10 protein-coding genes and 1 tRNA gene are annotated in these 11573 nt (G+C 70.9%); 9 read left to right on the plus strand and 2 right to left on the minus strand.

The genetic code is table 11. From position 1 onward, the window contains the following. The first annotated feature begins 62 nt into the window (after nt 1-62). The 8 genes from ACO0E0_RS03075 (at nt 63) to ACO0E0_RS03110 (ending at nt 6627) form a co-directional block, all read left to right on the plus strand. Nucleotides 63-359 carry a DUF4244 domain-containing protein gene (locus ACO0E0_RS03075; RefSeq protein WP_422869914.1) on the plus strand — a complete coding sequence of 99 codons (297 nt, stop codon included), beginning with the start codon at nt 63-65 and terminating at the stop codon, nt 357-359. After that, entirely contained in the window at nt 356-688 is a 333-nt protein-coding gene (locus tag ACO0E0_RS03080) for a TadE family type IV pilus minor pilin (RefSeq protein ID WP_422869915.1), read from the plus strand. The genes ACO0E0_RS03075 and ACO0E0_RS03080 overlap by 4 nt, the downstream gene beginning before the upstream one ends. After that, entirely contained in the window at nt 688-1227 is a 540-nt protein-coding gene (locus ACO0E0_RS03085) for an Rv3654c family TadE-like protein (protein WP_422869916.1), read from the plus strand. The genes ACO0E0_RS03080 and ACO0E0_RS03085 overlap by 1 nt, the downstream gene beginning before the upstream one ends. Next, nucleotides 1203-3992: a type I DNA topoisomerase gene (gene topA, locus ACO0E0_RS03090; RefSeq protein ID WP_422869917.1), complete on the plus strand. Its 2790-nt coding sequence runs from the start codon at nt 1203-1205 to the stop codon at nt 3990-3992. The genes ACO0E0_RS03085 and topA overlap by 25 nt, the downstream gene beginning before the upstream one ends. Further along, the gene (gene tmk, locus ACO0E0_RS03095) at nt 3989-4639 is read left to right on the plus strand and encodes a dTMP kinase (RefSeq protein ID WP_422869918.1); all 651 of its coding nucleotides are present in this window, start codon (nt 3989-3991) and stop codon (nt 4637-4639) included. Before topA ends, tmk begins: the two co-directional genes overlap by 4 nt. 16 nt (nt 4640-4655) lie before the next feature. Then, complete coding sequence (locus ACO0E0_RS03100) at nt 4656-5798, plus strand: DNA polymerase III subunit delta' (protein ID WP_422869919.1); 1143 nt, start codon at nt 4656-4658, stop codon at nt 5796-5798. Nucleotides 5799-5831: 33 nt separating this feature from the next. Continuing rightward, nucleotides 5832-6506, plus strand: a complete 675-nt coding sequence (locus ACO0E0_RS03105) for a TetR/AcrR family transcriptional regulator (RefSeq protein WP_422869920.1) — start codon at nt 5832-5834, stop codon at nt 6504-6506. A gap of 45 nt (nt 6507-6551) precedes the next feature. Next, nucleotides 6552-6627: transfer RNA gene (locus ACO0E0_RS03110), tRNA-Thr, on the plus strand. Nucleotides 6628-6697: 70 nt separating this feature from the next. Here ACO0E0_RS03110 and ACO0E0_RS03115 read toward each other — a convergent pair. Next, the gene (locus tag ACO0E0_RS03115) at nt 6698-8551 is read right to left on the minus strand and encodes an alpha-glucosidase (RefSeq protein ID WP_422869921.1); all 1854 of its coding nucleotides are present in this window, start codon (nt 8549-8551) and stop codon (nt 6698-6700) included. Nucleotides 8552-8681: 130 nt separating this feature from the next. Further along, the gene (locus ACO0E0_RS03120) at nt 8682-10379 is read right to left on the minus strand and encodes an HAD family acid phosphatase (RefSeq protein WP_422869922.1); all 1698 of its coding nucleotides are present in this window, start codon (nt 10377-10379) and stop codon (nt 8682-8684) included. Between the two features lie 132 nt (nt 10380-10511). Here ACO0E0_RS03120 and ACO0E0_RS03125 point away from each other — a divergent pair, with 132 nt between their 5' ends. After that, nucleotides 10512-11495 carry a Gfo/Idh/MocA family protein gene (locus ACO0E0_RS03125; RefSeq protein WP_422869923.1) on the plus strand — a complete coding sequence of 328 codons (984 nt, stop codon included), beginning with the start codon at nt 10512-10514 and terminating at the stop codon, nt 11493-11495. Nucleotides 11496-11573 lie beyond the last annotated feature (78 nt).

Genomic DNA, 11573 nt, shown 5'->3' on the forward strand with positions numbered 1-11573 from the left:
CGCCACCATCGAGACCTCGACGCGCACGGGGCGCCGTCGACGGGAACGGAAGGAACGGGCAGATGGGAGCAGGACGACGATGCACCGAGCACGGAGCGGGTCGGCGGGCCGGATCAGGTCTGTGGTCCGGAGTGGGTCGGCGGGCCGGAGCGGGGTCGGTCGACCGACGACGGTCGCTGCCGCAGTCATGGTCGGGGCTGCGATCCCGGTGGCGGACAGAGCGGGGTTCGGCGACGGCCGAGTACGCGGTGGTCATCCTGGCGGCGGTCGCGTTCGCCGGGATCCTCGTGGCCGTGATGCGCTCGAGCGAGGTCCAGGCGCTCCTCGTCGGCATCGTGCGCGGGGCGCTGACCCCGTGAACCGCGACTCCGAGCGCGGTTCCGTGACGGTCGAGTTCGCCGTCGCACTGCCGGCCGTGCTCGTCGTCGTGTCCCTCGCGCTCGGGGTCGCCGCGGCGGCCGGGCTCCAGATCCGGCTGCAGGCCGCCGCCGCCGGCATCGCCCGGGCGGCCGGCCGCGACGACCCGGACGACCGTGGTCTCGCGGCCGCGATCGCTCCGGGGGCGAGCGTGACCGTCGCCGGACGCGGCTCCGTGGTGTGTGCGACCGTCGAGCGACGCGCGCCGGTGCTCGGCGTCGTCGGCGTCCGCGTGCGGGCGATCGGGTGCGCCCCGACCGGCGGCCGCTGATGGCTGGCGGTCCGTGTGACCGGGGGAGCGCCTCCGTGGTGGTGCTCGGCGTCGCGCTCGCGATGATCGTCGGGACCGGTGCCCTGGTCACGGCGGGTCGGAGCCGAGCGGACCTCGCACGAGCAGCATCGGCCGCCGACGCGGCAGCGCTCGCCGCGGCCGCCGCCACCGTCGGACTCCGACCCGGGAGGCCGTGCGTCTCGGCGTCCGAGGTCGCCCTCGCCAACGGGGCGCAACTCGCTCGGTGCGTCGTCGACGACGCGTCGGTCGTGGTGTCGGTGACCGTCCGGTCCGGCGTGTTCGGCGTGGACGCGGCGTCCCGGGCGGGTCCGGCGCGCGACTCCACTGACCGTTGGGGCGAGCGGCTGTCCGTGCACGGCCTCGGACGGAGTGCGTCGGGACACCATGTGTATGGTGTGCCTGTCGGCCAGCGACTCATCGACAGTTCTCCGACACCGGATCGGTCGGCGCGTCTGCGTCGATCGGTCGTCTGCATCATCGATCAAGGAGTCACGTGCCAGGCACGAAGAAGCTCGTGATCGTCGAGAGCCCCGCAAAGGCGAAGACGATCGCGCAATACCTCGGCGACGGGTACGAGGTCCAGGCCTCCGTCGGCCACATCCGAGACCTCGTCGAGCCGAAGAACCTCCCCGCCGAGCTGAAGAAGGGCTCGCTCGGCAAGTTCTCGGTGGACGTCGAGAACGGCTTCGAGCCCTACTACGTCGTGTCGGACGCCAAGAAGAAGACCGTCGCGGAGCTCAAGCGCGCGCTGAAGGACGCCGACGAGCTCTACCTCGCGACAGATGAGGACCGTGAGGGGGAGGCCATCGCGTGGCACCTCCTGCAGGTGCTGAAGCCCAAGGTGCCGGTCAAGCGCATGGTGTTCCACGAGATCACGAAAGAGGCGATCCAGCGAGCGCAGGAGGCCACGCGCGAGCTCGACACCGCCCTCGTCGACGCCCAGGAGACGCGCCGGATCCTCGACCGTCTCTACGGCTACGAGGTCTCTCCCGTGCTCTGGCGCAAGGTGGGCCCCGGGCTCTCCGCCGGGCGCGTGCAGTCCGCGGCGACCCGGCTCGTCGTCGACCGCGAGCGCGAGCGTCTGGCGTTCGTGTCGGTGAACTACTGGGACCTGACCGCCCGGTTCGCCAAGGCCGACGAGGGAGCGTCGTTCTCGGCCCGCCTCGCACGGCTCGCCGGCACGCGGGTCGCCTCCGGGCGCGACTTCGACGACCGAGGCACCGCCAAGGGCGACGCGGTCCTCCTCGACGAGTCGTCGGCACAGGCACTGTCCACGGTGCTCGAACGCTCCGGGTCCGCTGTCGTGCGGAGCGTCGAGTCGAAGCCGTACACGCGCCGGCCGGCCGCCCCGTTCACGACCTCGACCCTGCAGCAGGAGGCCGCACGCAAGCTGCGGTTCTCGGCACGGCAGACGATGAGCGTCGCGCAGTCGCTGTACGAGAACGGCCACATCACCTACATGCGGACCGACTCAGCGTCACTGTCGCAGCAGGCGATCGCGGCGGCACGCAAGCAGGCGTCGGAGCTGTACGGACCGGAGACCATCCCGGACAAGCCCCGGTCGTACGCGGGCAAGAGCAAGAACGCCCAGGAGGCCCACGAGGCCATCCGTCCTGCGGGGGACACGTTCAAGACGCCTTCGCAGATGCAGGGTGTGCTGCGCGGCAACGACTGGCGGCTCTACGACCTCATCTGGAAGCGCACCGTCGCGTCCCAGATGGCAGATGCGAAGGGCTCGACGGCCTCGGTCGTCATCGGCGTCACCTCGACCGAGTCGGTCGAGGGGCTCGCGCTCACGGCCTCCGGGACCGACGCCGAGTTCACCGCGTCCGGCACCGTCATCACCTTCCGCGGGTTCCTGAACGCGTACGAGGAAGGCAAGGACGAGGACCGTCACGAGACCGCTGAGCAGGCGGACACGACCCTGCCGCAGATGGCGGAGCGCGACCCACTCGGCCTCGAGGCGATCGAGGCGAAGGGCCACGACACCTCCGCGCCCCCGCGGTACACCGAGGCGAGCCTCGTGAAGACGCTCGAGGAGCTCGGGATCGGCCGTCCGTCGACCTACGCCGCCATCATCTCGACGATCGTCGATCGCGGGTACGTCACCCCCCGCGGGACGGCGCTCGTCCCGAACTGGATCGCGTTCAGCGTCGTGCGGCTGCTCGAGGAGTACTTCCACGACCTCGTCGAGTACGACTTCACGGCGGGCATGGAGGACGACCTCGACCGGATCGCGGGCGGCGAGGCCGACCGTGTCGACTGGCTCACCGGCTTCTACTTCGGGAACGCCGCCCAGCGCGGTCTCCGGAAGGTGATCGACAACCTGGGCGAGATCGATGCCCGTGAGATCAACTCGGTCGAGCTCGCGCCCGGGCTCACCTTGCGGATCGGCAAGTACGGACCGTACATCGAGACCCCGAGTGACGACCCGGAGACCCCGAGACGCGTCAACGTCCCCGAGGACCTCGCGCCGGACGAGCTCACCGCCGAGAAGGCGAAGGAGCTCGTGGACGCCCCCGTCGTCGGCGACCGCGTGGTCGGCGTGAACCCGGCCACCGGCAAGGAGGTGCTCGCGAAGGACGGTCGGTTCGGGCCCTACGTGACCGAGCGCTCCCCGGAGCCGGAGCCGGACGTCGATCCGGCGACCGGCGAGGTCCTCGAGCCGGAGGCCGCTCCCACCAAGACGGCGTCCGCGTCGGCGACTTCGACGCCGGCGAAGAAGGCCCCGGCGAAGAAGGCCCCGGCGAAGAAGAAGCCCGCAGCACCTAAGGAACGGACCGCGTCGCTGTTCAAGTCGATGGACCCGGCGACGGTCGACCTCGAGACGGCGCTCAAGCTCCTCGACCTGCCCCGCGTCGTGGGCACGGACCCGGAGACCGGCACCGAGATCCTCGCCCAGAACGGTCGGTACGGGCCGTACCTCAAGAAGGGCACCGACACCCGGACCCTGCCGAGTGAGGACGCGATCTTCGACATCGACCTCGCGGGTGCGATCGAGCTCTACGCCCAGCCGAAGTACGGCGGACGGGCGGCGTCGAGCGCGCTCAAGGAGTTCGAGCCGGACCCGGTCAGCGGGAAGCCGATCAAGATCAAGGACGGCCGGTTCGGCGCGTACGTCACGGACGGCGAGACGAACGCGACCATCCCACGCGGCGAAGAGGTCGAAACGGTCGACTTCGATCGCGCCGTGCAGCTCCTCGCGGACAAGCGTGCGAAGGGTCCGGCGAAGCCCAAGGCCAAGCGGACCACGACCCGCAAGGCACCGGCGAAGAAGCCTTGACGCACGCGACATCGGCGCCCCTCGGACGGTTCATCACGTTCGAGGGCGGCGACGGCGCCGGGAAGACGACGCAGGCCGCCCTCCTCGAGGATTGGTTGCGGTCGCTCGGCCGGACAGTGGTGCGGACGCGCGAGCCAGGGGGCACCGACCTGGGGCTGCGCATCCGCGAGATGGTGCTGCACGAACGCGGGCACATCACCCCACGCGCGGAGGCCCTGCTGTACGCCGCCGATCGTGCACACCACGTCGAGACGCTCGTCCGGCCGGCGATCGAGCGCGGCGACGTCGTCGTGCAGGACCGGTACATCGACTCCTCGGTCGCCTACCAGGGGGTGGCCCGGGCACTCGGGGCCGACCACGTCCGCGACGTCTCGAACTGGGCCGCCGGCGGTCTCCGCCCCGACCTGACGGTCCTGCTCGACCTCGACGTCGCCGTGGGGCGCGCCCGCGTCGCGGCAGCCCGCGGAGTGCTCGACCGACTCGAGTCGGAGGCATCCGCGTTCCACGAGGCGGTCCGGGACGCCTTCCTGACCATGGCGGCGGCGGAGCCCGATCGGTTCGTCGTCCTGGACGCAACGGCCGACCCGGCCGACGTCGCCGCGACGATCCGGACGGCCGTCGAGTCCCGGCTCGGGGTGTCAGCATGAGCATCGGGACGAGAGCGTGAGCATCTGGGACGGGCTCACCGGGCAGGACGACGCCGTCGCGGGCCTCCGTTCCGCGGCCGAGGGGCCGGACGCCACCGGAGGGATGACCCACTCCTGGCTGATCACCGGTCCGCCGGGCTCCGGTCGGTCGAACGTCGCGCTCGCCTTCGCGGCCGCGCTCGTCGGGGACGGCCCGGACGACGACCGCGCCCTCGCCCAGGTCACCGCACGCACGCACCCGGACGTCGCCGTGCTCACCACACAGCGCGTCATCATCACGATCGACGAGATCCGCACGCTGGTCACGAGCTCCTACTACTCGCCGTCGGTCGGCCGGTACCGCGTGATGATCGTCGAGGACGCCGACCGGATGACCGAGCGGACGTCGAACCTGTTGCTCAAGGCGCTCGAGGAGCCGCCGGAGCGCACGGTCTGGATCCTCTGCGCCCCGAGTGAGGCCGATCTCATCCCCACGATCCGGTCGCGCGTCCGGTCGGTGCGCCTCCGCGTCCCCGGGGTCGAGTCGGTCGCAGACCTCATCGTCGCGCGGACGGGCGTCGATCGTGCACTCGCACTCGACGCGGCCCGCCAGGCGCAGAGTCACATCGGCATGGCGCAGCGTCTCGCCACGAGCGAGGACGCCCGCGATCGCCGCCGGCGCACCCTCGACACCGTGCTCCGCATCCGGACCGTCGGCGACGCCGTGCTCGCAGCCGCCGAACTGATGGCGGTCGCGGACGAGGACGCCAAGTCGATCACCCAGGAGCGCGACGCGGAGGAGCGCGACGCCGCGCTCCGATCGCTCGGGGTCGAGCCGGGCGGGACCGTGCCGCCGGCCCTCCGGTCGCAGCTCCGCGCACTCGAGGAGGACCAGAAGCGCCGTGCGACGAGGAGTCTCCGCGACGGCCTCGACCGGATCCTCGTGGACATCTCGTCGCTCTACCGCGACCTGTTGCTCCTCGGTCTCCGGGCTCCCGCGGAACCCGTGAACCTCGCGATGCACGCCGACCTCGAGCGTGCGCTCCCGACGGTCCCGCCGGCGTCGGCCCTCGCAGTGCTCGACGCGATCGGTGTGGCACGGGACCGGATCGCGGCGAACGTCGCCGCGCTGCTCGCCCTGGAGGCGCTCCTGGTCACGGTCGCTCGCGCGGTCCGATGACTGCAACTTTGCACGGTATGCAATGATCGATCCATGAGCGTCCCCGAACCCGAGATCGGTCTCCGCGAGCGCAAGCGACGGGCGACCCGGCGAGCCATCCAGCAGGCGGCACTCCGCATCGCGATCGAACAGGGGCTCGCGGCCGTGACGGTGGACGAGATCTCCCGGCGCGCCGACGTGTCGCCGCGGACGTTCTTCAACTACTTCCCGAGCAAGGACGAAGCGATCCTCGGGGATGACCCCACCTTGCCCGACGACGGCGCCGTGGATGCGTTCGTGGCGGGTGCGCCGTCCGGGGACCTCATCGCGGACGTCGGCGCCCTCCTGGCACAGTCGACGGAGTCGGTGGTGGCGGACCGCGACCTGCTGCCCGAACGTCAGCAGGTCCTCAAGGAGAACCCGCAGCTGTTCAGCCAACGGATGGCGTCGATGAAGGAGTTCCAGGCGCAGCTCGCGGGCGTGATCGCGCGACGTCTCGTCCGGGAGCGGTCCGAGGACGCGGTCACGGTCACGGCGTCGGACTCGTCGCCGGCGATCGACCCGGAGCTCGAGCGGAAGGCGCGGCTGATGTCCCTGGTGGCGATGGCCGCCGTCCGGCACGCGTGGTGGGAGTGGTCGCTCCTGGACGACGACGACGTCCGGCTCGTCGACGTGCTCCGCTCCTCGTTCGACGACCTCGGTGCGCTCGTTTCGCGCACGCTCGTCTGATCCGCTACAGTAGATGATCGTGCCGCTCCGGTGATCGGAGCGTCCGCCGCCTTAGCTCAGTCGGTAGAGCGATTCACTCGTAATGAATAGGTCGTCGGTTCGATTCCGACAGGCGGCTCCATCCTTGATCCCCACGGACCGGGGCCCGAACACCCCGGCCCCGAGATCTCGATCCAGCCGTGCGCTCCGTGTCACCGCAGCTCGTGGACGCGAGCTTCCCACGGCGCGAGCAGGTCGGACCGACCGCCAGACGCGTCGGACCGACCGCCAGACGCGTCGGACCGACCGCCAGGTGCGCTGGCGACCTCGTCCACCCCATTCGACACGTTCCCCAGCACGAGTGCACCAAGCCGGTCGACGACGGCACGCGGCAACGTCAGCGGCACCGTACCGCAGTTCGCCACCACGATCACCCCGTCGCCGTCGCCGTCGCCGTCGCCGTCGCCGTCGAGCGTCCGGGTGAACGCCCACAGCGCCTCGTCGTCGGGTTCGAGCAGCGCGAACCGCCCGAGCCGCACGACCTCGGACGCATGCCGCAGGTCGATCAGCCGTCGGAGATGGCGGAACACCGAGCGGTCGCCCGCTGCTCGGTCCGCTGCGACGGTCACCGTCTCGTGTCCGGCGCCGAACCCGATCCACGGGGCGGTGGGTTCCTCGTCGCGGGTCGAGCGCCCGCCGGTCGAGCGCCCGCCGGTCGAGCGCCCGCCGGTCGAGCGCCCGCCGGTCGAGCGCCCGCCGGTCGAGAACCCGGCACCCGGGGTGTCGTCCCACGGGATCGGGGTCCGCGCGTTGTCCCGGCTCCGGGACGCGAGCGACCGGAGCACCGCCGCTGGGTCGGCCCCGGCGTCGACCTCGGACCGGTAGTGGTTCAGCGACTCGACGTCGCGGTACTGGCCGATCGATCCGAACCCGGCGTTCGTCATGCCGATCTCGTCGCCCTGGTAGACGTAGGGCGTCCCACGATGGAGGTGCAGGACGGTCGCGAGTGCCGTCGCCGCCTCGTACCGGAGCTCGTCCGATCCGGGTGCCACTCCACCGAACCGCGAGACGGACCGCGGCTGGTCGTGGTTGGCGAGGTAGAGCGAGTTCCACCCGACGTCGGCGAGGCCGTCCTGCCACCGGGCGAGCGAGCGCTTCAGGGCGGGCAGCGAGAGTGGCACGTCGTCGAACTTCGACGCCGGGCCGTGGTCGAGATCGACGTGCTCGAACTGGAACACCATGTCGAGCTCGTGGCGCGCGGGGTCGGTGAAGAGCCGCGCGTCCGCGACCGTCACGCCGGGCATCTCCCCGACGGTCAACAGGGCATCCGGCCGGTCTGCGAAGACCGCCCGGTGCATCTCCTGCAGATGCTCGTGGATCCGCGGTCCCATCACGTACTCGGCACTGTCCCCGACGAGGTCGTGGGGGTCCTTCGCGATGTGGTTGATGACGTCCATCCGGAACCCGTCGACGCCGCGGTCGAGCCACCGGTTCATCATCGCGTACACCGCCGCGCGGAGGTCCGGCTCGTCCCAGTTGAGGTCCGGTTGCTGCGGCGCGAACATGTGCAGGTAGTACTGACCGGTCTCCGCGTCGAGCGTCCACGCGGGGCCGCCGAACGCACTCTGCCAGCCGTTCGGCTCATGGCCGTCCACGGGGTCGCGCCAGATGTACCAGTCGCGCTTCGGGCACGTCGTCGACGCTCGGGACGCCCGGAACCACCGGTGCTCGTCCGAGCTGTGGTTCACGACGAGGTCCATGACGAGCTTCATGCCGCGCTGGTGCACCTCGCCGAGGAGCGCGTCGAACTCGTCGAGCGTGCCGAAGACGGGGTCGATGTCCTCGTAGTCGCTGATGTCGTACCCGTTGTCCGCCTGTGGCGACCGGTAGACGGGGGACAGCCAGACGACGTCGACGCCGAGGTCCACGAGGTGGTCGAGGTGCTGCCGGATCCCGCCCAGGTCGCCGATGCCGTCGCCGTTCGCGTCGGCGAAGCTCCGCGGGTAGATCTGGTAGACCACGGCACCGGTCCACCAAGCGGGTCCGGACGGGACTCCTGCGGGCATGGACACGCTCCCTTGCGTCGGGTGGCCGGCCGCCTGTCGACGGGCCGGACCGGGGCGGCCTGGAGGTGCGATGCCAGCGGGCACCGCACCTCCAGACCGTCACCTCCTCACGCTGCCACCGTACGAGCGCCTACGGGAGGAAGTACGTCGGGTTCGGCAGTTTCACGGACTCGTCGGCCGAGCCTCCGATGAGGTCGCTGAACTGGTCGCCGAAGTTCGCGACGATGTCGTACCGGCCGCCGTCCCGCGACTCGATGTGTGCCCGGGTCTGCGACTTGTACTCGATGGTCGAGCACTTCGCGCTCGCGCAGGTGATGTACGACGGCTGCTGCGAGGCTCCGACGCCGGTCCACTTCGTGTAGTACGTCTGCGTGCCGCGCTTGGTCGCCGTGAACTGCGGGAAGCCGACCTTGCCGAGGTTCGCGATGGTCGCCGCCTCCTGGTCGTGGTTCCGACCGGTCAGCCCGATCACCGTGCAGCCCGACCGCGCCGCGACCTGCACGAGCGACGTCATCGACGGCGTCGCCGGGAACCGCTGGTCCTGCACCCAGACGTCCTGTTCGGCGGGGTTGAACGTGAAGTGCATGTCCGCGACCTCCATGTCGTAGGTCCACAGGGTGGTGTCGTCCGCGTCGAGCACGACCGCCGGGTTCCGGTGCGTCCTCTTCGCGACGAAGCAGCGCGCGGCGACCTCGGGGATCTGTCTCGCGACGATGGCGCGCAGCTCGCGGATGTAGGGGCTGTCGGTCTTGTTCGCGATGCCGGTGCCGGGGTCGCCGTAGTAGGTCGCGATCGTCTTCTTGACGGAGTCGATGTTGGGGATGCCCTCGCCGCCCTGGGTCGCGCCGGAGGACCCGTCGGCCGCCATGGTGAAGTGCGTGCGGGGAGCGAGCTGCGGCTCGGAGACACCAGGGAGGTCGGCCGAGGGGAGGAAGTAGGTCGGGTTCGGCAGCTTGAGGACGTTCTCCGCGGAGCCACCCTGCAGGTCCGACCACTGGTCGCCGACGTTGAGCGTGATCGTGTAGCCGAGGTCCTGCTCGATGTGCTTGCGGGTGTCCGCCTTGAACTCGACGGTGGTGCAGGTGGCGACGCAGGTGACGTACGAGGGCTGCGTGCTCGAGCCCGTGCCCGTCCACTTCGTGAAGAAGTCGTCCGCGGTGAACCCCTGGTACCCGACCTTCGTGAGGTTGGCGAGCGTCGCGGCCTTCTGGTCGTCGTTCCGGCCGGTCACCCCGAAGACCGTGAAGCCCATGGCCGCCGCGGTGTTCACGAACGACACCATGCTCGGCGTCGCCGGGAACCGCTGGTCCTGCACCCAGACGTCCTGTTCGGCGGGGGAGAACGTGAAGTGCATGTCCCCGACCTCCATGTCGTAGGTGGACAGCGTCGTGTCGTCAGTGTCGAGGACGATCGCGGGCTTCTCGCCCTTCGCGACGGCCGTGTCGTACTGCGCCCGGAGCCCGGCGGTCTGCCTCGCGACGATGGCGCGCATCTCGCGGATGTAGGGACTGTCGGTCTTGTTCGCGATGCCGGTGCCGGGGTCGCCGTAGTAGGTCGCGATCGTCTTCTTGACGGAGTCGATGTTCGGGATGCCCTCGCCGCCCTGGGTCGCGCCGGAGGACCCGTCGGCCGCCATCGTGAACTCCGTCCGCGGGGCGAGACCCGACCCTGAGCCCGGACGCCCGCCGTGACCGGGCCAGCCGTGCGCGGAGACGCCGGTGGCGCCGACGAACGTCGAGCCGACGACGAGGGCGAACGAGGTGACGCCGATCGCGAGCCAGCGGAGGGGCCGCCGACGGGCGGAGGACGGGGAGGAGCGAGTGGTCACGAGAGCACCGTTTCGTCGGGAGGACGGCCCCCGTGCGGGGGTCACGCAGCACCCTAGCTCGCAGTTCCCCTCGCAGTCGACTGCACCCTGTCGGTGACGGCGCGCGAGCGTCGCGGCGGGTAGACAGGACGGATGACGACGATTCGCTGGGGTGTCCTCGGAACGGGCGGCATCGCCTCCTCCTTCGTCCGCGACTGTCGCGCCGCCGGGGTGACCTTCTCGGCGGTGGGCTCACGGCGTGCCGACACGGCCCGCGCGTTCGCGGACGAGCACGGCATCCCCGCCGCGCACGGCTCGTACGACGAGCTCGTCGCCGACGACACCGTCGACGTCGTGTACGTCGCGACCCCGCACCCGATGCACGCCGAGGACGCGATGCGGGCGATCGACGCCGGCAAGCACGTCCTCGTCGAGAAGGCGTTCACGCTGAACGCGGCCGAGGCGCGTCGGGTCGTGGACGCCGCGGGGGCGCGCGGCGTCGTCGTCGTCGAGGCGATGTGGACACGGTTCCTGCCGCAGAGCGCCCGCATCCGCGCGCTCGTGGCGGAGGGCCGGATCGGCCGGCCACGCGTCGTCGAGGCGACGCACCACCAGGCGCTCCCGACCGACCCGCGGCACCGCCTGAACGACCCGGCACTCGGCGGCGGGGCGATCCTCGACCTCGGGATCTACCCGATCTCGTTCGCGGTCGACTTCCTCGGAGTCCCGACGACCGTCGTCGCGAGCGGCACCCTCAGCGACCAGGGCGTGGACACGCAGATGGGACTCGTCCTCACCCACGACGGGGGCGCGCAGTCCGTCCTCCACTTCGCGCTCGACGTCGCGTCGCCGAACGGGGCGTCGATCATCGGCGAGGACGGCCGGATCGACATCGACCCGACGTTCTTCACGCCGACGACGTTCCGCCTGCGGGACCGGGACGGGGACGTCGTCGAGGAGTTCGACGGACGAGAGGAGCTCGTCGGGTACGCGCACGAGGCCCGCGCCGTCGAGCGGATGATCGAGTCCGGTGACCACCGCGGCGGCCCGATGGACCCGGAGCAGTCGGTCGCGATCATGGCCGTGATGGACGAGGCGCGACGGCAGGTCGGCGTCGTCTACCCGTCCGAGCGCTAGCTGTACCTGGCCGTGACGTTGGTGACACTTCGGGGGTTGTGACGCGGCGAGGCCTCCTGGCTTGATGGAGCTGTCTAG

The organism is Curtobacterium phyllosphaerae (assembly GCF_049341865.1).
Taxonomy (GTDB): domain Bacteria; phylum Actinomycetota; class Actinomycetes; order Actinomycetales; family Microbacteriaceae; genus Curtobacterium; species Curtobacterium phyllosphaerae.